At 65.5% G+C, this 19429-nt stretch carries 19 protein-coding genes; 14 read left to right on the forward strand and 5 right to left on the reverse strand.

All coding sequences use genetic code 11. The annotated features are described in order from the left end of the window. The first annotated feature begins 71 nt into the window (after positions 1–71). The 3 genes from GRX03_RS04510 to GRX03_RS04520 are packed head-to-tail and all read left to right on the forward strand — an operon-like array spanning position 72 to position 1719. Positions 72–515 carry a DUF5793 family protein gene (locus GRX03_RS04510; RefSeq protein ID WP_159762961.1) on the forward strand — a complete coding sequence of 148 codons (444 nt, stop codon included), beginning with the start codon at positions 72–74 and terminating at the stop codon, positions 513–515. 51 nt (positions 516–566) lie between these two features. Further along, positions 567–1175 carry an undecaprenyl diphosphate synthase family protein gene (locus GRX03_RS04515; RefSeq protein ID WP_368277970.1) on the forward strand — a complete coding sequence of 203 codons (609 nt, stop codon included), beginning with the start codon at positions 567–569 and terminating at the stop codon, positions 1173–1175. Positions 1176–1218: 43 nt separating this feature from the next. Continuing rightward, positions 1219–1719 carry a pyridoxamine 5'-phosphate oxidase family protein gene (locus GRX03_RS04520; protein ID WP_159762962.1) on the forward strand — a complete coding sequence of 167 codons (501 nt, stop codon included), beginning with the start codon at positions 1219–1221 and terminating at the stop codon, positions 1717–1719. 20 nt (positions 1720–1739) lie between these two features. On the opposite strand, the gene uppS is transcribed toward GRX03_RS04520, so the two are convergent. Further along, positions 1740–2636, reverse strand: coding sequence for a polyprenyl diphosphate synthase (gene uppS, locus GRX03_RS04525; protein ID WP_159762963.1), 897 nt, complete (start codon positions 2634–2636; stop codon positions 1740–1742). Between the two features lie 93 nt (positions 2637–2729). Between uppS and GRX03_RS04530 the strand changes: the two genes are divergently transcribed. The 8 genes from GRX03_RS04530 to GRX03_RS04565 all read left to right on the forward strand — a co-directional run bounded on the left by GRX03_RS04530 (position 2730) and on the right by GRX03_RS04565 (position 9889). Then, the gene (locus GRX03_RS04530; RefSeq protein WP_159762964.1) at positions 2730–2924 is read left to right on the forward strand and encodes a cold-shock protein; all 195 of its coding nucleotides are present in this window, start codon (positions 2730–2732) and stop codon (positions 2922–2924) included. A gap of 134 nt (positions 2925–3058) precedes the next feature. Next, on the forward strand, positions 3059–3496 hold the full coding sequence (locus tag GRX03_RS04535) for a DUF5778 family protein (protein ID WP_159762965.1): 438 nt from the start codon (positions 3059–3061) through the stop codon (positions 3494–3496). Between the two features lie 51 nt (positions 3497–3547). Further along, entirely contained in the window at positions 3548–4189 is a 642-nt protein-coding gene (locus tag GRX03_RS04540) for a precorrin-2 dehydrogenase/sirohydrochlorin ferrochelatase family protein (protein ID WP_159762966.1), read from the forward strand. Next, entirely contained in the window at positions 4186–5559 is a 1374-nt protein-coding gene (hemA, locus tag GRX03_RS04545; protein ID WP_159762967.1) for a glutamyl-tRNA reductase, read from the forward strand. The genes GRX03_RS04540 and hemA overlap by 4 nt, the downstream gene beginning before the upstream one ends. A gap of 38 nt (positions 5560–5597) precedes the next feature. Continuing rightward, positions 5598–5876 (forward strand): 4a-hydroxytetrahydrobiopterin dehydratase, encoded by a 279-nt coding sequence (locus GRX03_RS04550; protein ID WP_159762968.1) that lies wholly within the window; start codon positions 5598–5600, stop codon positions 5874–5876. Between the two features lie 117 nt (positions 5877–5993). After that, on the forward strand, positions 5994–6746 hold the full coding sequence (locus GRX03_RS04555) for an ABC transporter ATP-binding protein (protein WP_159762969.1): 753 nt from the start codon (positions 5994–5996) through the stop codon (positions 6744–6746). Continuing rightward, a complete protein-coding gene (locus GRX03_RS04560) occupies positions 6747–9119 on the forward strand; it encodes a CPBP family intramembrane glutamic endopeptidase (protein ID WP_159762970.1) in 2373 nt (790 codons plus the stop codon). Between the two features lie 41 nt (positions 9120–9160). Further along, the gene (locus GRX03_RS04565) at positions 9161–9889 is read left to right on the forward strand and encodes a hypothetical protein (protein ID WP_368277974.1); all 729 of its coding nucleotides are present in this window, start codon (positions 9161–9163) and stop codon (positions 9887–9889) included. An 11-nt stretch (positions 9890–9900) separates the two neighbouring features. On the opposite strand, the gene larC is transcribed toward GRX03_RS04565, so the two are convergent. Next, positions 9901–11208 (reverse strand): nickel pincer cofactor biosynthesis protein LarC, encoded by a 1308-nt coding sequence (gene larC, locus GRX03_RS04570; protein ID WP_159762971.1) that lies wholly within the window; start codon positions 11206–11208, stop codon positions 9901–9903. A gap of 50 nt (positions 11209–11258) precedes the next feature. Beyond that, positions 11259–11684, reverse strand: coding sequence for a universal stress protein (locus tag GRX03_RS04575; RefSeq protein ID WP_159762972.1), 426 nt, complete (start codon positions 11682–11684; stop codon positions 11259–11261). Positions 11685–11826: 142 nt separating this feature from the next. On the opposite strand from GRX03_RS04575, the gene GRX03_RS04580 reads away from it, so the two are divergent. The 3 genes from GRX03_RS04580 (at position 11827) to GRX03_RS04590 (ending at position 17388) form a co-directional block, all read left to right on the forward strand. Then, positions 11827–14049 (forward strand): CDC48 family AAA ATPase, encoded by a 2223-nt coding sequence (locus GRX03_RS04580; protein ID WP_159762973.1) that lies wholly within the window; start codon positions 11827–11829, stop codon positions 14047–14049. Between the two features lie 828 nt (positions 14050–14877). Continuing rightward, positions 14878–16491, forward strand: coding sequence for a bifunctional phosphoribosylaminoimidazolecarboxamide formyltransferase/IMP cyclohydrolase (gene purH, locus GRX03_RS04585; RefSeq protein WP_159762974.1), 1614 nt, complete (start codon positions 14878–14880; stop codon positions 16489–16491). 48 nt (positions 16492–16539) lie between these two features. Further along, positions 16540–17388, forward strand: coding sequence for a phosphatase PAP2 family protein (locus GRX03_RS04590; RefSeq protein WP_159762975.1), 849 nt, complete (start codon positions 16540–16542; stop codon positions 17386–17388). A gap of 5 nt (positions 17389–17393) precedes the next feature. On the opposite strand, the gene GRX03_RS04595 is transcribed toward GRX03_RS04590, so the two are convergent. Further along, entirely contained in the window at positions 17394–18320 is a 927-nt protein-coding gene (locus GRX03_RS04595; protein WP_159762976.1) for a ribonucleotide-diphosphate reductase subunit beta, read from the reverse strand. 65 nt (positions 18321–18385) lie between these two features. Beyond that, positions 18386–19426, reverse strand: a complete 1041-nt coding sequence (locus tag GRX03_RS04600) for an NAD(P)/FAD-dependent oxidoreductase (RefSeq protein ID WP_159762977.1) — start codon at positions 19424–19426, stop codon at positions 18386–18388. Positions 19427–19429 lie beyond the last annotated feature (3 nt).

Genomic DNA, 19429 nt, shown 5'->3' on the forward strand with positions numbered 1-19429 from the left:
GCACGTATGTCTTTCGGCACCGGTACGGTCGTTACGTTCATTGTAGAGGGTATCGTAGTGTCGGCTACCGGATGAGGCGAGACCACTTCACAGTCGCGGCCGAGAGCCTGGACCCAGCAGACGCCGACAGCCCGACGCTCGACATCGAATACGACGGACCCGAGGAGACACTGACAGCCCAACTCACCGAGGACGACGAGCAGATTCCGGCGACGGACATCGACGTAGCGTTCCGCTTTCAGGACGATCACGAATCTCCGGACGCGACGGGCGTCTGTAGCCTGACCCACCGCGTAACCGGGGAGTATCTCCTCGAGTTCAACGCGGCCAGCGAGGAGATTCTCGACCTCGTGGCGGCCGCCAAGGAGGAACCCGACGACGGGAGCTATCGCATCTGCATCAACCGACGCGACGGCGAGCCGTTCGTCTACGACCTCGATGCCCTCCTGGTATACGACGCCGACGGCAACCTCCTGCGCCAGCACAGCCTGATTCCCAGCGGCGTCGAACTGTGAGGCTCGGTCCGATCCCTTCACGTTTACTATCCTCCGGCCGAAGGGGTCGCCGTGGGTCTGTACGACAGGTATCTGGCGCTTCGTATCCGCCTCGCTGAGGAGTCACTCCCCGAGACGGTCGCGCTCGTCATCACCGAGCGGGACCTCTTAGAGGACGGGGCGTACGCGACGCTGGAATCGTTCTTCGAGTGGGCGCTCGGTTTCGGGGCCGAGCGCGTCGTCGTCTACGTCAGCGTCGGCAACGAAGAGGTGATTCCGACGCTCAGACGCGAGTTCGAGCGAATCGAGTCCCCGCGTTCGATCTCGGTCCGCTCGCCCGACGACGAGAGCCGGGCGACGTCACCGATTCAGGTGAGTATCGGCCTCGGCGGCAAACACGAGTTCGCGACGGCCGTTCGCGGTATCGCGACAGCCGTCGCAAACGGAGAACTCGACCCGGCGGAGATCACCGGCGAGGATATCGAACGGCGACTCGTCTTCCCCTCGGATCCGGATCTCATCATCAAGACCGGCGCCGAACGGCTCTCGGATTTCATGATCTGGCAGTCGGTGTACTCCGAACTGTACTTCACCGACGTGAACTGGCGGAACTTCCGCCGACGTGACTACCTGCGCGCACTGCGGGACTTCCAGCGCCGCCAGCGACGGTTCGGACGGTAACAGCACCCAAACCGATTTATCGGGGCCGGGAGAACGGCCACCAATGCCACCAGTCAAGGGCCCGTGGTCCCGCGAGCAACTGCGGCAGTTTCTCGAGGAGGCGCTGATGCCGCTCCGGATCGGCTGTCGACGGCCGAGCGGCGGGCTGTGGATGCTCTCGCTGTGGTACACCGTCGAGGACGATCAGTTTCTCTGCGCGACGAGCAGCGACTCCGACATCGCGGAGTTCCTCCGGGCCGACGACGCGGTCTGTTTCGAGCTGTCGACGAACCGGCCGCCCTATATGGGCGTGCGCGGCAACGGGACCGCCTCTCTCGAACCGGACGAGGACAAGGCGCTTCTCCGGGACTTGCTCGACCGGTATCTCGGGGGCACGGAGTCGGAGCTGGCAGATATGCTGCTCGACGACGACCGCGAGGAACTGGTCATCCGGGTCCGGCCCGACCGGCTGTACACCTGGGATTTCACCGACCGGATGCGGGCGGCCCGAACCGAGACGCCCGCCGGCCGGCGACCGGAGCCGGAGTCACCGAGATACGATTGAGGGGCCGACCGGCGATTCGGTCAGCCCGGTGATTCGACGGTCTGCTCCGCCGATTCGCCGTCTTCGTCACCCGAGACCACTCCCTTCCACCCGCCGGTAATCGTCTCCCGGAGGACGCCGGCGAACGCTCGGGCACGCCGAACTCTGGTCTGCCGCCAGCTCGCCTCTCGGTAGTTGTAGGTTCTGAGCGCCCGCAGGAAGTCGATCCGCCGGAACTCCGGCCAGTACGGCGCCGTGAAGTAGACGGCGGCCTCGTTGCCGTTTGCCTGCCAGGGGAGGAAATTCGAGGTCCGTTCGTCCCCGCCCGAGCGGATGATCAGGTCCACGCTCCGGCTCGGCCCGTCCGGAAGCGCCTGCTCTACCGTCTCGGGGGTGATCTCCGCCGGATCGATCTCGCCGCGCTGGACCGCGCGGGCGATATCGCGGGTCGCACCGAGCAGTTCCGCGCGCCCGCCGTAGGCCAGCGCGATGTTCAGGTAGAGTCTGTCGTAGCTCTCCGTCCGGGACTCGGCGTACTCGATTGCGTCCCGGACTCGCTCGGGGAGTTCGTCCGTCTCGCCGATTGCCCGGATCCGTACCTCCCGTTCGTGCACGTCGTCGGCGTCGGCAAAATCCCGGAGTTTCTCGGTGATGAGATCGAACAGCGCCTCTCGCTCGTCGGGCGGTCGCTCGAAGTTCTCCGTCGAGAAGGCGTACAGCGTCACCTCCTGAATGTCGAGATCCCCGCACCACTTGAGCAGTTTCTCCGTCGTCTGCGCGCCCTGCTTGTGACCGGTCGTCTTGTCGACACCGCGCTCGGCGGCGTACCGGCGATTGCCGTCCTGGATGACCGCGATGTGCGAGGGAGTCATCTCGAGTTCAGATTCGAGAACACGCGCGTACAACCGCTCGACCGGGCCGCGGAACCGACGGGACATATCTGTAGTTCACCCCAGCGCGGTGTTGAATCTTGTGTTGTGGGTGGGGTGACCACAGATTATTAATACGGTGGCGACGTTTTTCCATATGCAATGGCGAAAGGTACGGTCGATTTCTTCAACGACACAGGCGGTTACGGTTTCATCGATACTGAGGACGCGGACGAGGACGTTTTCTTCCACATGGAAGACGTCGGCGGGCCGGATCTCGAAGAAGGGCAGGAAGTCGAGTTCGAAATCGTCGAGGCCGACAAAGGGCCACGAGCCAAGAACCTCGAGCGGCTGTAAGCAGGCTCGAAGTGACTGGCTGTGGGGAGTCCGTTAGCTACTGGACTCGTCTCAACATTCTCAGTTTTTCGCGGTCGATCAGCGTCACCGCCGCGAACCGTGAGTGGTAAACACGCGCCGCAAGAATCTCCTGTATGGCTGATATACTCGATGCGGAACTGCGGCGACGGACCTGGGAACTGCTCCAGCCGGGTGAGATCGAACTCGACGGGCTGGTCGTCCAGACCGAGTTCGACGGGAGCCAGGAACCGGAGATGCACCAGGCCACCGTCGAGATTGGCGAACTGATCGCCGAGCACGCGGGGTACGAGCCGACCGAGACGTTCGTCTACTCGGGGACCGACGACCCCGAGTTCGCCTCGAACCAGCATCAGGGACTGACCCTCGACGACGAGTCGTTCGTCTGGGAGTGTCAGCAACTGCTCCGGGACGGCAGTTTTGATATCGTCTTCTACTTCGAGGCCGACGCGGACTCCGCGGCCCTGCTCGATGCCGTCCGCGAGGCGGGCCACGACGCGACGGTCATCCGCGGTGACGCGGACGACCCCGACGGCGCCGTCCTCGAAGCCTAAGAACGGCCGAGTCATTTAACCGGGTTAGCTCCCGAGATGGACCCGACCCTGATGATCCCACTGGTACACGATTTCACGGGCGAACGCGTGCTCGTCTTCGGTGGCGGTCCGGTCGGCGCGCGGAAGGCGCGGCGGTTCGCCCGCGAGGCCGATGTCGTCGTCGTGAGTCCGACCTTCGAGGGGGATTCGTACGGCGACAGCCAGCGGGTCCGGGCGGCGCCGGACCCGGCGGACGTTTCGGACTGGCTCGACCGGTTCGATCCGGCGCTGGCGGTCGCCGCGACGGACTCGACCGAGGTGAACGAGGCCATCGAGCGAGCGGCCGACCAGCGCGGCATCCTCTCGAACCGCGCCGACCGCTCCGGGGCGCGCGATCCCGGCCATGTCGTCGTCCCCGCGACGGTGCGGGACGATCCGGTCGTCGCCGCCGTCTCGACGGGTGCGAACAGCCCCGTGTTGAGCCGGCATCTCCGACAGGAACTCGAATCGACGATCAGCGGTGCCGGTGGGATGGCCGAACTGACCGGCTCGTTGCGGGAGGAACTCGACGAGTTCGACTCCCAGACCCGCCGAACTGCGCTCCGGGCCGTCGTCGATAGCGACGCCGTATGGAAGGCTTTAGATACCGAGAGTGCAAACGCCCACCAGGTAGCTATAGACGTGATCGCAGACGCAACCGGTGATTCACTATGACATCTAACTCCGGTCTCATCTCCGGTCTTAGTGTCTCCCATCAGCGCGCATCTCTCGACCAACTCGAAGCGGCTGCCGCCGACAGCCAGCAGTCGCTCGTGGCCGACCTCTGTGCGGAGTCGGCGGTTCGGGAAGCGTACGCCCTCCAGACCTGCAACCGGGTCGAGGCCTACGTCGTCACCGACGGGGCCGAAACCGGCCGGGAACTGCTCGCCGAGCGGTTCGCGGAGACGCCCGAGGAGTGTATCCGGGAGCTGGGCCACGAGGAGAGCCTCGAACATCTCCTCCGGGTCAGCGCCGGGCTCGAATCGCTCGTCCTCGGCGAAGACCAGATCCTCGGACAGGTCCGGGACGCGTACGAAGATGCACGCACGGTGGACGGTATCGGTCCCATCCTCGAAGATGGTGTAACGAAGGCAATCCACGTCGGCGAGCGCGCACGGACGGAGACGGCGATCAACGAGGGCGTCGTCTCGCTGGCCAGCGCCGCCGTCAGGCTCGCCGCCGAGAAACACGGTCTCGACGGCGCCAGCGCCGCCGTCATCGGTGCGGGCGAGATGGGCCAACTCGCCGCGAAACGGCTCGCTCCTCGCGTCGGCAAACTCGTCCTCGCGAACCGGACTATCGCCCGGGCCAACTCCGTCGCGAAGAGCATCGAGGAGCCGGTCGCGCTCGAAACGACGGGGCTCGACGACCTCGGCGACACCATCGACGGCGCCGATATCCTGATCGCCGCGACGGCCAGCACCGAGTGGATCGTCGAGGCAGACACGCTCGCGGACGTCAGCGAGACGTTCGTGATCGACATCACCCGTCCCCGAGATATCCCGCCGGCCGCCGACGAGTTCGAGCACCTGACGGTCTACGATCTCGACCGGCTCGAAAGCGTGACCGAGAAGACCCGCCAGATGCGCCGCGAAGCCGCCGAGGAGGTCGAAGAGATCGTCGACGAGGAGTTCGAGTTGCTGCTCGATCAGTACAAGCGCAAGCGGGCCGACCAGGTCATCTCGGCGATGTACGAGAGCGCCGAGCGCGTCAAGGCCCGCGAACTGGAGAAGACGTTCGCGAAACTCGACCTCGACGAGGAGAGCGAGGCGGTCGTCGAGTCGATGGCGGACACGCTCGTCTCCCAGTTGCTCGCGCCGCCGACCAACAGCCTCCGCGACGCCGCCGCCGACGACGACTGGACGACGATCCACACGGCGCTGCGGCTGTTCAACCCGAACATCGAGAGCGCCGAGGAGGCGGCGCTGGCGGGAATGGCTCCCGACGGGATGCCGGAGTCGGTCGACGCCTCCGATCCCGAGGCGATCCCGGATCACGTCCGCGAACAGCTCCCCGCCGGCCTGCTCGAGGAACTCGACGACTAGGCCAACTGTTTTGTCCGTCGCTGCCGATTGCCGCATGTATGACAGACGTACTCTCTGACGAGGAGATCAGCGAACAGCTCCCCGACGGCTGGGACCGGGACGGGGACGAAATCGTCCGGACCTACGAGTTCGACTCCTATCTCGACGGGATCGGTTTCGCCTCCGGGGCGGCCGGCCTCGCTGAAGAGGCTTGGCATCACCCCGAGATGACGATCACGTGGGGTGAAGTCGAGGTCCGGCTCACGACCCACGACGCCGGGGGCCTGACAGCGAAGGACATGGATCTCGCGGCGCGGTTCAACGAGATCTACGACTGACCGCGCGACCCGGAGACTCGCGCCAACGTCCCCGGCCCGGAACAGGTGGCGGCGACCGTTTCTGAGCCGGCAACCGAACCGAACTGATTTTGCGGGCCGTTCGGAAACAGCCACACGATGGAAACGTCTGGATCGGCGGCCATCACGGCCACAGGGTTGACAAAGCGTTTCGGCGAGACAGTCGCGGTCGACGGGGTCGACCTCGACATTCCTCGGGAGACGGTCTACGGCTTTCTCGGCCCCAACGGGGCGGGCAAGACGACGACAATCGAGATGCTCACGACGCTCACTCCACCGACGTCGGGGACGGCTCGGGTCGCGGGCGTCTCCATCGAGAACCGGGACCAACTGAAACAGCACATCGGCTATCTCCCTCACGACCCGCCAGTCTACGAATCGTTCACTGCCCGCGAGCAGCTGGCGTACGCGGCAGATATACGGCAGGTCGACCCCGACCGCGCCGACGAGCGCATCGACGCGATGCTCGAACGGGTCGACCTCCTCGGTGACGCGAACGACCGCATCGGCACGTACTCACAGGGGATGCGCCGAAAGGTCGGACTAGTCCAGGCCCTGCTTCACGACCCCGACGTGGTCTTTCTCGACGAACCCACCAGCGGTCTCGACCCCCGGTCGTCGCGGACCGTCATCGAACTGATAAACGAGCAGGTCGAAACCGGCACGACCGCGTTTCTCTCCTCGCACATCCTCCCCGTGGTCGAGGAGTTAGCCGACACCGTCGGCGTGCTCTACCGCGGGCGACTCGTCGCCGAGGACAGCCCCGAGCGGCTGGTCGAACGGACCGAGGAGGGAACCGGCACGCTCGAAGAGGCCTTTCTCGATATCACGACCGAGGGGGGACCGGCCTGAATGTCGTCGCTGTGGAACGACCTCCGGGTCGGCCTTCGCATCGGGCGAGCGAGCGTCCGTGACCGGTTCCGCCGACAGACCGATTCCCGCCGGGAGAAAGCGGCGTTCGTCCTGCTCGGACTGTTCATCCTCCCGGGGTTCGTCCTCTTCGTCCGTCAGGCCTACAGCCTGGGGGTGCTCAGCAGAGGTGGCATCGAGGCACCAGCGGTGCTCGCCGTCGCCCGAAACGCGCTGCTTCCGATGATGGGGGTTCTCACCGTCGTCGCGGGACTGGAGGCGGTCCAGCAACTCGGCGACGACTCCGTCCGGTCGTTGCTTCTCACCAGCGCGTCGACCCGCGCGATTGTCGTCGGGAAAATCGTCTCGCTTCTGGTCACGTGGTTCGTCCTGCTCGGGCTGGGGTTTTCGGTGCTGGTCGCGTACGCCGCCGGCGCCCGCACGCCGCTGTTTCCGGTCGCCGTGCTGGTCGCGCTGGTCCCCGTCTTCGTTCTCGTGTTGCTGGCTGGGCTGGCGCTGGGCTATCTGCTCTGGCTCGGCGTCGACCTGCTCGGCCTCTCGGAGGGCAGCCGACAGTTGGTCACGGCCGTGTTGTATCTCGGGGTCGTCATCGCGATGTTCGCCGGCGGGTCGCTCGTCGGCGGTGCCTCCGCCCGGGGCGGCATCACGGGACTCATCCCGACCGGCGAGCCGCTGACGCCGATCGGCTGGTACGCCGACCTGTTTTTCGTCGGTTCCCCGATGACGCCGACGCTCGGCGCTCGGACTCTCCTCGCCGCGGCGCTCATCCTGGGTGCAGTCCCGCTTGCGCTCGGACTGGTCGTGCGGCTCGCCCCCCTGTACTGGTACGCGAGTCCGGCCGACGAGGGCTCCGAGCAGGAGACCGCGACGGCGTTCGAGAAGGCTCCGAGCGAACTCATCGGGCGGACGCCGGGGACGCTGACAGGCAGATATCCGACCCTCCGCGTGTTGCTCGCAATCGTCCGAAACGCACGGAGACAGCCCAATCAGTACGTCTATCTCTTCTATTATCTGTTTCCGATCCTCCCGATTCTCGTCCAGCAGCTGATCTCTACCCCGGAAGCGGTCCCGCTCTCCGTCGGCGCGAGCTTCGTCCTCCTCGGGGTCTGGCTGGCCGGCGGCGTCTTCTGTCTGAACCCGCTGGGGACCGAGGGATCGATGCTCTCACAGCTCGTTCTCGCGGAGCGGCGGGCAGAGTCGTTCGTCCACGCCCGGCTGCTCGCCGGCTCTCTCCTCGGCGTCACGTTGACGACCGCGGGCGTCGTGCTCTTCGCTGCCGCGAACGGTTCAATCGGCGTCCGGGTGGCGGTGCCGGCTGTGATCTTCGCCGCTGGGGCCGCCGTCACGAGCGCCGCCCTCGCCCTCGGTCTCGGCTCGGTCCTCCCGAAGTTCGAGGCCGTCGAAGTGTTCCAGAGCATCGAGACCGTCGCCCCGTCGATTATCGCCGCCATCGTCCACGCCGTCCTCTCGGCACTGCTGCTCGTCGCCGGGATTGCAACCGCCTTGGGCGTCGGCTCGCCGGAGACGCCGCTGTCGGCGCTCCAGCAGGTCGGCGCTGTCGGCGGGTACGTCGTCACGCTCGGCTTTCTCGGGGACGCCTCGCGGCGCTACGCGGTTGCTCGCTTCCGAGACCACGGCTACGATGTCGTCCGGACGGACCGCCCGTTCGCCGTCTACGCCGCCGTCGGGTTGATGGTGCTGTCCTTCCTGATCGGGCAGGCGGTCTCGATCGCGGCGGTGCCGGTTCTCGGCCTCGACCAGGCACCGCTTGTCGTCTACCCGACGCTGTTCGTCGTCCAGTACGCCGGGTTCGCGCTGGTCGCGGTCGGATTCCTGTACGCCACACACCGCGGACTCGCGTACGTCGACCTCTCCCTGCCGTCGCCTCGACAGGTCGGGATCATCGTCGGCGGTGTCGTCGCCTCGTTCGTGATCTGGGCCGTCGCCTCGCTGATCGTCGCTAACCTGGGGCTGCCGGCGACCGACCACGCGTTGTTCGATCCCAGCGACGACGCCACGCCGACCCTCCTGTTGGTTCTCGTCCCGCTCGTACTGTTCGTCAACGGTCCCGTCGAGGAACTCCTCTACCGCAACGTCATCCAGAAGTACCTCACCGAGCGGTTCTCGGTCCCGGTCGCAATCGTCATCGCGAGCGCGGTGTTCGCACTCGCTCACGTCCCCGCCTACTACTCGGCCGGGCTGACGGCGCTGTCGTTTACACTCACGCTGCTGTTCGTCATCTCCTGTCTGTGGGGGTGGATCTACGACTACACCGGGAGTCTCCTGGTCGTCTCGGCCATCCACGGCCTCTACAACGCGGTGTTGATCGCCGGACTGTACGTCCAACTCACCTGAGCCGCGAAATTCGTAAGTATCGCGCTCGCAAACCCGATGGTGTGATCGTCGTCGCAACGGGGGATTTCGAGCTCTACCACGACGCCGTCGGTGAGTTACAGGACCGCGGCGTCGCCTTCACGACGGCCGAACCCGCCGAGGAGTTTCCCGAGGAGACCGAAGTCGTACTCACCGGCACGGACGACGACCTCTCGGTCGCACCTGATGTCGATGTCGTCCGTGCGGAGGGTGGGAACGCCAGGAGCGCGGTCGAAGACGTGATCGCGTTGCTCCGGGGCGACGACGGGCGGACCGTCATCGGGATCGATCCCGGCGAACAGCCCGGAATCGCCGTGCTCGCGGGCGATATGATCGTCGCGACGTTCCAGGTGCCGCCCGAGAAGGTCGCTGACGTGGTTCACGACGAGGCCGAGGGGGCGACCGACCCGCTCGTCCGGATCGGTGACGGCGCCCGCCTGATCGGCGCCCGCATCATCGACGACATCGAGGGGTTGCCGGTCGAACTCGTCGACGAGACGGGGACGACGCCGTATCTCGGCGCCGGGACCCGGGGCGTCTCGGACGTGCTCGCGGCGGCGAACATCGCGCGGATGGACGGCGAGCGGATCGACGAACGCGACGTCGAACCGACCGGGGGCGAACTCAAGCGGATCCAAGAGCGCTCCCGCGAACTGAGCGAGGAGAACCGGAGTATCGACGCCGACCTGGCCCGGGCGGTGGCAGTCGGTGAGATGACGATTCGGGAGGCTCTGGACACTCACCGCGACTGAGGGGAGGGCGGTCAGAGTTGCTCGCGGGCGGCGGCTTCGGCCCGGCGCATTAGCTCCCGGATCGGCTGTGTAGTGTCCGCGGCCGCGGACTGCGCGTCGTCGAACTCCGCGCTCACGTCGAACACCTCCTCGCCGATCCGGGCGACCTTCACGCCGATGTCCACCGATCCCGCGTCCGTCTCGACGCTGACAGTCCGCGTTTCCCGGTCAGCGATCAGACGGTGGCCCCGACCGTGTTCCCGAACGCCGAGTGTCCCCGTCTCGACGGCGAGACGACGCGCCACTCGGTCGGCGTCTTCTGGCTTGACGATCACCTTCACCAGGTGTCCCGGCCGGGATTTTTTCATCGTCGCCGGGAGGACCGACACGTCGAGGGCCCCGGCCTCGGACAGCGTCTCCTGCAGACCGCCGAGTTCCTCCGGCGTCGCGTCGTCGAGATTCGTCTCCAGCACCGTCACGGGGTCGCGGCTGAGGCCCTCCGTGCCCGTCCCCCGGATAACTCGCAACACGTTCGGGTGGTCCTCGAAGGTGTATCCGCCGGCCCCGTAGCCCGACCCGTCGATATCGAGTGTCGGGAGTCGCTCGATACCGTCGGCGTAGGTGGCGAGAATCGCTGCGCCGGTCGGTGTCAGTAGTTCGGCGTCGACGGGACCGCTCCGGAGCGACCAGTCGGCCCCCTCCGCGAGTTCGAGCACCGCGGGAACTGGCACTGGGTAGGTGCCGTGGCTCATCGACACGTCACCCCCTCCAGTCGCGACCGGCGTCGTCACGATCCGATCGGGGTCGAGGTCGTCGAACAGCAGCGCCGCCCCGACGATGTCGGCGATCGCGTCGTCAGCGCCGACCTCGTGGAAGTGCGTCTCCGCCAGATCGGTGCCGTGGACGCCCGCCTCCGCCTCCCCGAGTCGTCTGACGATGTCGAGGGCATCAGCCTCGACTGACGCGGGAAGGTCCATCTCCTCGATGATCGCGACGACCTCGCCGTACGTTCGGGTCGGCCCGGCACCTTCCGCGTGGGTGTGGTCGTGGTCGTCGTGATCGTGGCTGTGTCCGTCGTGGTCGCCGTGGCTCTTGTTCTCGTGACCGCCATGATCGTGCTCGTGGTCGTGACTGTCGTGGTCGCCACCCCCCTCGTCGAGGAGGACGGTCACGTCTGTCGCGGCGATGCCGTTGCGAGTGGTGTTGCTGATCTCGTACGTGAGATCGAGCGACGCCTCGACGGGAGCGAGCGCGTCGGGGTCGGCCCCCACGTCGATCAGGGCCGCGAGGAGCATGTCCCCGCTCGCACCCAGTCGAGGGTCGAACGCGAGTGTCTGCATACGAGCATCTGGGCACGCTCACCCCAATAGCCTGACGAACCGCCGAGGGATCAGTACGACCGGACGAGGTGTACGTCGTACTTTCCGTCCGGCGAAATCGGGCCGAACGGCGTCGCGATGTCGTCGTCCTCGCTGTCCTCCGTGCCGACGAAAAGCACCGTGGCACCGACATCGTCCGCGACCTGCCGGATGCGTTCGGCCAGTCCCTCGTGGACGCCCGACGCGCCGGTCTCGTCGAAGGTCCGCTCGGCGCTGTCGGTCGTCTCCTCGATTTTCTCCTGCAGTCGTTCGCGCGCGCTGTCGGCGGCGAACTCCTCGCTCGGTTCGATCCACTTGCGCCGCTGTGCGTACTCCGAGCCCGTCGGGACGAAACTGACCGCGACGACCTCTTCGTCGAGCGCTTCCCCGTGTTCGACTGCGCGGTCCAGGGCCGCCTGCGCGACCCGCGAACCGTCGTACGGGACGAGAAACACCATGCGGACCAATACCAAGGACAGGTATATGAATCCTCTGGGGCGTTTCAGCCGCTGGGTATCAGGTTACGGTCCCCCGGATCACCGCCGGTAGCAAAAAACATATCTCCGGTGGTACCTGAATGTGTGCAAGGCACAGTCTACTATGAATGAAGTGCAACTCGAGGTTGCAAAAGCGTACCCGAACGACTCGGGCCGAGGTATCGCCCGATTAGACCCGGATACGCTGTTGCATCTCAAGCTCTCGCCGGGGGACATCATCGAAATCGAAGGTGCGGACACGACGGCCGCGAAGGTCTGGCGTGCCGACCGTCAGGACTGGAACACCGATACAGTCCGAATCGACGGATTCACACGCCAGAACGCCGACGTCGGCATCGGCGAACGCGTCGAGATCCGCAAGGCCGAGGCCGAAAAGGCCGAGAAGCTCGTGTTGGCCCCGCCCGAGGAGGCGAGCGTCCAGTTCGGGAGCGACGCGGCCGGGATGGTCAAACGTCAGATCCTGAAACGACCCGTCGTCGAACGCGACATCGTCCCGGTAATGAGTTCGACGAACCACCCGTTCATGCGCTCGCCGGGACAGGCGATCCCGCTGATCGCCGTCGAAACCGAACCGGACGGGGTCTGTCTCATCACCGAGGACACGGAGGTCGAACTCCGCGAGGAGCCGATCAGTGGCTTCGAGAAGACCGGCGGCGGCATCACCTACGAGGACATCGGCGGCCTCCAGAAGGAGATCCAGCGGGTCCGGGAGATGGTCGAACTGCCGATGAAACACCCCCAGATCTTCAAGAAACTCGGCATCGAGCCGCCACAGGGGGTGTTGTTGCACGGTCCGCCCGGCACCGGCAAGACCCTGCTGGCGAAGGCGGTCGCCAACGAGACATCTGCGAGTTTCTTCTCTATCGCCGGTCCGGAGATCATCTCGAAGTACTACGGCGAGTCCGAACAGCAGTTACGCGAGATCTTCGAGGACGCCAGCGAGGAGGCCCCCAGCATCATCTTCATCGACGAACTCGACTCCATCGCACCCAAGCGCGAGGACGTGACCGGTGAGGTCGAGCGCCGTGTCGTCGCCCAGTTGCTGACGATGATGGACGGCCTCGAATCCCGGGGCCAGGTCATCGTCATCGCGGCGACCAACCGCGTCGACAGCGTCGACCCCGCCCTCCGACGGCCCGGCCGGTTCGACCGCGAGATCGAGATCGGCGTCCCCGACGAGAGCGGTCGCCAGGAGGTGCTGCAGATCCACACTCGCGGTATGCCGCTGTCCGACGACGTGGATCTGGGCAAACTCGCCGAGGAGACCCACGGCTTCGTCGGCGCGGACATCGAGAGTCTCACCAAGGAGGCCGCGATGAAGGCGTTGCGGCGGTATCTCCCGGAGATCGATCTCGACGAGGAGGACATCCCGCCGAGTCTCATCGACCGGATGATAATCAAACGCGAGGACTTCCGCGGCGCGTTGAACGAGGTGAGTCCATCGGCGATGCGGGAAGTCCTCGTCGAGTTACCGAAGATCACCTGGGACGACGTGGGCGGCCTCCCCGGGCCGAAAAAGGAGGTCAAAGAGAGCGTCGAGTGGCCGATCAACTCCCCAGAGAAGTTCGACCGGATGGGGATCAACGCGCCCTCGGGCGTACTGCTGTACGGCCCGCCCGGAACGGGCAAGACGCTGATGGCGAAAGCCGTCGCAAACGAGACCGACGCGAACTTCATCAGCGTCCGCGGCCCGCAACTGCTCAGCAAGTGGGTCGGGGAGTCCGAGAAGGCGATCCGCCAGACCTTCCGCAAGGCCAAACAGGTCGCCCCGACGGTGATCTTCTTCGACGAACTCGACTCGCTCGCGCCGGGTCGCGGCGGCGAGGTCGGCTCGAACGTCTCCGAGCGGGTCGTCAACCAGCTACTGACCGAACTCGACGGCCTCGAAGAGATGGAGGAAGTGATGGTCATCGGTGCCACGAACCGGCCGGACATGATCGATCCGGCGCTGATCCGCTCCGGCCGGTTCGACCGACTGGTGATGATCGGTGAACCGGACGTCGAGGGGCGCGAGCAGATCCTCAAAATCCACACCGAGGACATGCCGCTGAGTCCCGACGTGAGCCTGCGGGAACTCGCCGAGACGTCCTCGGGCTACGTCGGCTCCGATCTGGAATCGATCGCCCGCGAGGCCGCAATCGAGGCGCTCCGACAGGACGAGGACGCGGAGGAAGTCGAGATGCGACACTTCCGGCAGGCGATGGACAACGTCCGTCCGACGATTACCGACGACCTGCGGGAGTACTACGAGGAGATGGAAGAGGAGTTCCGCGGCAGCGGTCCGGACCGAGACCAGCGCCGCGGCGGCCGGATCGGCTTCCAATAGCCTACCACCTTTTTCTGCGTCGGGTGCGCTTCGCGCACCGCTCCTCGAAAAACGTGGGCGAAAAAGTCCTGAACGCTCGCTTTCGAGGTCTCACTCCGTTCGACCTCGCACCGCTCGCGTTCAGTGAACCGCGGCGCGAGCGCCGCGGACAGTAGTTGCCCTTCTCCAGGGGTCGGGAGACGATGTCAACTGTAACTCTGTGACTGTCCGGCAGGCGATCAGTGTAGACAATGGACAAAATCCCAGTCGGGTGAACAGTTTTGACCTAACAGGCTAAAACGAAGTGACATGGTAGACTAGGACCCCCGCGAAGAGATGGCCCTCGTTGGATATCTGAAGCTCAAAACTGGCCAATAGGTCGAGGTTGATACAGTCCCAGACTGGGTATTAGATGCACACGATGGGCACTGAGAGGGATACGTCAACGACTATGGGCACAAACCGTACAACGAAGAAAAAATCTATACCGGCAATAATCTGCAGTACCGAGTTTTCCACAAGGCGATATCAGGACAGAATTCTACGTACGGGTCAAACCGGACTAACTGCCTATTCTGCAGTAGAACAAGCGAGCTGTCCAGTTCAAAAGGCTCGGGTAAGTGGTCCTAAAATATACTTGATTTTCAGGGGGACTGTCGCTTCGATCAACGACTACGTTTACAAAGCCTACGGTGGCGGTGCGGGCTAGCCTGACTCTACCGCGAGCGGGCCACTGCACGCTCGCGGCCTTTTTCGCCCACGTTTTTCGAGGAGCGGTGCGCGAAGCGCACCCGACGCGGAAAAAGGTGGATCGCAAGCATTTAGCGACCGCCGGCCCCCCAATCGCATATGAAACTCGCCGGGATGGCAAGCAACCGCGGGCGAAACCTGATGAACATCGCCGACCGCGCGCCGGGCGGCGCGGAGTTCGCAGTCGTGCTCACGAACTCAGAGGACGCGCCGGTCGTCGAGAAGGCCGACAAACGCGGCATTCCGACCGAGACGGTCGTCCGGGAGGAGGGAGAATCGCGCACGGAACACGAACAGCGCGTCGTCGAGGCGCTGGCCGACTACGACTTCGATCTGGTCTGTCTGGACGGCTACATGCGTATCCTCTCGGATACCTTCCTCGACGAGATGCCCACGACGCTGAACGTCCACCCCGCCCTGCTCCCGTCGTTCCCCGGGATGGACGCCTGGGGCGACGCGCTGGATGAGGGCGTCTCGGTCACGGGCTGTACCGTCCACGTCGTCACCGACGCGACCGACGACGAGGGCAACGTCATCGAGTCCGAGGTCGACGGGGGTCCGATCGTCACTCAGGAGCCGGTTCCGGTCTACGAGGGCGACGACAGCGACGACCTCGCGGACCGAGTGCTCTACCAAGGTGAGTTCGCGGCCTATCCCCGGGCGATCAAGTTCTTCGCAGAGGACCGCGTCGAGATCGATTACGACGCGAACGCCGTCGAAATCGACGGCGACGAAGGTGGGGACTTCCCGGAGCGGCGACTCATCAGCCACGACCGCGCCGCCGATCTGCGGTACGGTGAGAACCCACACCAGGACGCCGCGCTGTACATCGACAACACCGTCGACGAAGCGAGCGTCGTCCACGCGGACCAACTCAACGAGGGCGCGAAGGCCCTGTCCTACAACAACTACAACGACGCCGACGGCGCGCTCAACCTCATCAAGGAGTTCGAAGAGCCCGCGGCGGCGGTAATCAAGCACACGAACCCGGCGGGCTGTGCGACCGCGGACACGCTCGCGGAGGCGTACGACCGGGCGCTCAGCACCGATCCGATGAGCGCCTTCGGCGGTATCGTCGCCCTGAACCGTGTCTGTGACGAGGAGACCGCAACCCAGATCATCGACTCGTTCAAGGAGGTCGTCGTCGCGCCCGGCTACACCGACGACGCACTGGACGTGCTGTTCGAGAAGGACAACCTCCGGGTACTGGACGTCGGCGACCTCGGCCAGATCACGGAGCGGTTGACGGAGAAGCCGCTGGTCGGGGGTCGACTCGTTCAGGAACGCGATTTGCAGAGCCTCGAGGAGTCCGATCTGGAGGTCGTCACGGACCGTGAGCCGACCGACGAACAGATCGAGTCGATGCTGTTCGGCTGGCAGACGCTGAAACACGTCAAGTCCAACGGCATCCTCTTCGCCAAGGGGACGGAGACGGTCGGCATCGGCATGGGGCAGGTCTCCCGCGTCGACGCCGTCCGACTCGCGGCGATGAAAGCCGACGAGCACGCGGAGGGGAAAGACGCCGAGGGCGCGGTGATGGCCTCGGACGCCTTTTTCCCGTTCCCGGACGGGATCGAACACGCCGCCGACGCCGGCATCGAGGCGGTCATCCAGCCCGGCGGCTCGCAGAACGACGATCAGGTGATCGAAGCCGCGAACGAACACGACATGGCGATGGTCTTCACCGGCTCTCGGTCCTTCCGGCACGACTGACCGGTCACCGCATTTTTGTCCCCCGTGGGACAACCTCCGGAGTAGGTGATGCGTCTCGAAGAGCAAAGCCGCTGGCTCTGGGAGCAGTTCCCCGAGCGGTATCTGGACGTGGCCGTCTTCGTCACCGATCTCGGAGACGTGACCGCCGTGATGGTGCTCCTGTCGGTGTTGTACTGGGTCGTCGACCGCGAGCGAAGCGCGCTGGTGGTGAGCTACATCGTCGCGGGGGCTTCTGTCGTCCTGCTGTTGAAAATCGGGTTCGGACTGCCGCGGCCGGAGGTGGAGTTGATCGCCCGCGAGTACGACCGGTACGGCTTCCCGAGCGGCCACGCCTTCACTGCGACGGTCGTCTACGGGGGGCTGCTCCGGACGTTCGAGCGCCACCGCGACCCGGCGCTTGCGGCCGGGACTGCCGCGTTGATCGCCGCCATCGCGCTCTCGCGGGTCGTCATCGGCGTCCACTATCTCGCGGACGTGATCGCCGGGGTCGCGGTCGGTCTCGGCTTTCTGGTCGCGATGGACCGACTGACGGACCGGCGTCCTCGACGGGGGTTCGCCGTCGGACTGGTGCTCGCGGGCCCCGCCGTCGCCGTCGCGTTCGCGGCCGGTGCGGAGACCTCTCTCGCCGTCGTCGGTCTCGGGGCGGCGCTCGGTGGACTCGCTGGCACTGCCCGCCTGGAGCGAATTCCGGCGCTGCGCTCGCGGCGTGAAGGGGTCCTGCTGACCGTCCTCGGGCTCGGCTATCTCCTCGGCGTGAGTTCACTCGAATCGACGCTCGGCCTGATCCACCCCGCTGTCGCCGTTGGACTGTTCGCCGTACTCACTGCCGGAATCCTGCTCGCGCCGCTCGTCCTCAACCGTGCCGTGCCGGACCGGCTGGTCGCGCCGGACGCGTGAGGCGATCAGTCCGCGTCGACACCGTCTAACTGCGTGAGCGTCTCCACGTCGGGAATCTCCTCGCTGGCGTCCGTGATCTGTTCCATCCGGTCGACGTGTTTCTCGCTGGCGAAGGCGCGCATCTCGTCCGGCGACGGCCCGAGGTTCTCGTTCTGTTCGCTCTCCTCGGCGGTGATCCCGTTGACAAGCGGCATCAACTCCATTACCGTCTGGCTGAGCAGTTGCGGGTCGACACCTTCCTCGGTGATGAGTTCTTTGAGTTTGGTCATCCCGAACCCGACGTGTCGGCCCTCGTCCTGTCTGATCTTCGTGAACCCCTGGTGTAACCCCGGCAGTGCGGGCAGTTCCGGGTGCGTGTCCTCTGCAAACGACTGTTGCATCCCGTAGTAGCCGGTCTGGGCCAGGATCCCCTCGATGGTCAGGTGGTAGTGGCAGTACGCCTCTGCGAAGGTCTCCGGCGTGGGGTCGTCGAGTAACGCTTCCATCGCGCGCTCGTTGCGCTCGAACAGTTCGTCGTAATCCTCGTTGTACCAGACCGGGTCGGTCGGTGAGGACCGCTCCGTGCCGAGTTCGTCCTCGGCGGCGTGGATCACTTCCCGCCAGTAGCGGTCGAAAAAGTCCGTGTGCTTGGCCTCCTCGTAGATCTGTGTCGTGACGAACATCTGGTCGTCGATGTCGTCTAACGCCGTCGCGAGCGGCGCGAGGTCCTCCGTGACGGCCTGCTCGCCGGCCCCGAAGCGGGCGACGTTCTGCCGGAGCACGTCGAACACCTGCTCTCGATCCGAACTCTCCAGATACTCGATCAGCCGCTGGCGGTCCTCGGAGAGGTCGATCGCTCCCGGATCCCAGTGGCGTTCGACCGCGTTTCGGTAGTACCGCATCCCCTTGCTCCCCCTGTCGAGCTGTAGTTCTCGACTGCTATCGAGCGACATACCACCCAATACGGCGACGGCCACTACAATCTTTTTGCTCACTTCTCTCGAAGGAAGAAAGTCGGTCAGTCCGCGCCGCCGACGGCGTACGCGATCCGTTCGCCGGTATCGAGCCCGTTTCGCAGGGCCGCGTGTAGCCGCGCCTCCCCGACGACCCAGTCACCGAGACAGTACAGCCCCTCCGACTCTGCGGAGTCGACCGGACCGTTCGCGACGCTCTCCTCAGGGAGTGCGTACCGCCAGCCCTGGTGGTCGGTCCACGCCGGGTCTCGGAGGCGGTCCTCACCGATGATGTCGGCCGTCATCTCCGCCAGCGCGGCGACGTTCTCCTCGGCGGGATCGTCGTAGTGCTCGACCGACCACTCCTGGTTGGCCTGGACGATCAGCACCGATTCGCCGTCCGGGACGTGTCCGCCTTTGCACTCCTCGCGGGAGATCCAGCCGATTTCGTGGTCCTTGTCGGTGTTGACGAGCGCGTAGTACGGCACGTCCAACTCGGACTCGTAGCCGAGGACGGCCGTCCAGATAGTGCGGTACTCCACATCCCCGGCGGCCTCCGCGAGGGCGTCGCGGACCTCCGAGTCCCACTCGGCCTCCCGGAGTAGCGTCTCGGTCTGCGGGGCGGGCGGATTGCAGAGCAACACGTCGAAGGGGCCGTACCGCTCGCCGTCGGCGTCGGTCAACCGCCACTGCTCGCCGTCGCGGTGGATCGTCTCGACGCGCGTCCGGCGGTGGATCGTGGCGTCTGTGCCGCCGAACAGCCGTTTGGCGATCTGTGTCAACCCGTCCTCGTAGCTCCACTTCCGTTCGGTCTCGCGGCCCTCCGAGACGGTCCCCTCCTCGTCGAAGACGTAGATCGGTTCGTCGATAGCGACCATTCCCTCGTCGTCCAGCGTCTCGGTCAACAGTTCGACGACGCGCTCGTCGTCGTCTTTGACGTAGTTCGCGCCGTAGTCGTAGTATCGGCCGTCGCGGCGCCGGGTCGCGGCCCGGCCGCAGAGCCCGCCGGACTTTTCGAGGACGGTGATCTCCGCGTCGACGGTCTGATCGAGAACGTGTGTCGCTGCTGCGCTCGCCGCGCCGGCACCGATAACTCCGATTTGCATATC

Source organism: Halovenus carboxidivorans (assembly GCF_009831575.1).
GTDB classification, from domain to species: domain Archaea; phylum Halobacteriota; class Halobacteria; order Halobacteriales; family Haloarculaceae; genus Halovenus; species Halovenus carboxidivorans.

Bases quoted from the DNA above. Each gene is read 5' to 3' on its own strand.
- GRX03_RS04580 (WP_159762973.1), top strand. From the start codon at position 11,827: ATGAATGAAGTGCAACTCGAGGTTGCAAAAGCGTACCCGAACGACTCG.
- larC (WP_159762971.1), bottom strand. From the start codon at position 11,208: ATGCAGACACTCGCGTTCGACCCTCGACTGGGTGCGAGCGGGGACATG.
- uppS (WP_159762963.1), bottom strand. From the start codon at position 2,636: ATGTCCCGTCGGTTCCGCGGCCCGGTCGAGCGGTTGTACGCGCGTGTT.
- GRX03_RS04520 (WP_159762962.1), top strand. From the start codon at position 1,219: ATGCCACCAGTCAAGGGCCCGTGGTCCCGCGAGCAACTGCGGCAGTTT.
- purH (WP_159762974.1), top strand. From the start codon at position 14,878: ATGAAACTCGCCGGGATGGCAAGCAACCGCGGGCGAAACCTGATGAAC.
- GRX03_RS04575 (WP_159762972.1), bottom strand. From the start codon at position 11,684: ATGGTGTTTCTCGTCCCGTACGACGGTTCGCGGGTCGCGCAGGCGGCC.
- GRX03_RS04540 (WP_159762966.1), top strand. From the start codon at position 3,548: ATGATCCCACTGGTACACGATTTCACGGGCGAACGCGTGCTCGTCTTC.
- GRX03_RS04560 (WP_159762970.1), top strand. From the start codon at position 6,747: ATGTCGTCGCTGTGGAACGACCTCCGGGTCGGCCTTCGCATCGGGCGA.
- GRX03_RS04510 (WP_159762961.1), top strand. From the start codon at position 72: ATGAGGCGAGACCACTTCACAGTCGCGGCCGAGAGCCTGGACCCAGCA.
- GRX03_RS04550 (WP_159762968.1), top strand. From the start codon at position 5,598: ATGACAGACGTACTCTCTGACGAGGAGATCAGCGAACAGCTCCCCGAC.
- GRX03_RS04600 (WP_159762977.1), bottom strand. From the start codon at position 19,426: ATGCAAATCGGAGTTATCGGTGCCGGCGCGGCGAGCGCAGCAGCGACA.
- GRX03_RS04530 (WP_159762964.1), top strand. From the start codon at position 2,730: ATGGCGAAAGGTACGGTCGATTTCTTCAACGACACAGGCGGTTACGGT.
- hemA (WP_159762967.1), top strand. From the start codon at position 4,186: ATGACATCTAACTCCGGTCTCATCTCCGGTCTTAGTGTCTCCCATCAG.
- GRX03_RS04535 (WP_159762965.1), top strand. From the start codon at position 3,059: ATGGCTGATATACTCGATGCGGAACTGCGGCGACGGACCTGGGAACTG.
- GRX03_RS04555 (WP_159762969.1), top strand. From the start codon at position 5,994: ATGGAAACGTCTGGATCGGCGGCCATCACGGCCACAGGGTTGACAAAG.
- GRX03_RS04595 (WP_159762976.1), bottom strand. From the start codon at position 18,320: ATGTCGCTCGATAGCAGTCGAGAACTACAGCTCGACAGGGGGAGCAAG.
- GRX03_RS04590 (WP_159762975.1), top strand. From the start codon at position 16,540: ATGCGTCTCGAAGAGCAAAGCCGCTGGCTCTGGGAGCAGTTCCCCGAG.